The following is a 463-nucleotide window of genomic DNA, read 5'->3' as shown; positions in this document are numbered from 1 at the left end:
CTCTTATATCGATAAGATTTCCCGGCGCTATCAGTTCGAATATGGTCGTGTGCGGATGTGGGGCTCGTTAGGCTGGGCAGCGGCGGCCTGGATTGTGGGTAAATATATCGACAGCAATCCTAATCTGGCCTTCTGGCTCGCCAGCCTCGCCATTGTCATCGCCGCCATCTGCTTTATGCTAACCAAAATTGAATTAACCGACGCCGATGTGGCGCGAAGCGAATCGCTGAAGGTCTCTCATGCCCTTGAGCTGGCGAAGAATGGTCAGTTCTGGATGCTGCTGCTCTTTACCCTGTTCGTCACGCAGATTTACGACACCTACGATCAGCAGTTTGCCCAGTACTTCTCGCTACAGTTCCCGACGCCGGAGGAAGGCAACCGCTGGTACGGGATCCTCGCGTCTATTCAGGTCTGCGGTGAAACCCTGTTCCTCTGCCTGATGCCATGGTTTGTTAACCGGACC

General features: G+C 54.2%; 1 protein-coding gene. It reads left to right on the top strand.

Translation table 11 applies throughout. The annotated features are described in order from the left end of the window. Positions 1 to 463 (top strand): MFS transporter (locus FJV41_RS55695; RefSeq protein ID WP_181791574.1); only part of this gene is annotated, 463 nt, incomplete at both ends.

Origin of the sequence: Myxococcus llanfairpwllgwyngyllgogerychwyrndrobwllllantysiliogogogochensis (assembly GCF_006636215.1) — a bacterium.
Classification (GTDB): domain Bacteria; phylum Myxococcota; class Myxococcia; order Myxococcales; family Myxococcaceae; genus Myxococcus; species Myxococcus llanfairpwllgwyngyllgogerychwyrndrobwllllantysiliogogogochensis.
The sequence above is the reverse complement of the archived record's forward strand: the minus strand, read 5'-3'. Positions and strand labels throughout refer to the sequence as shown.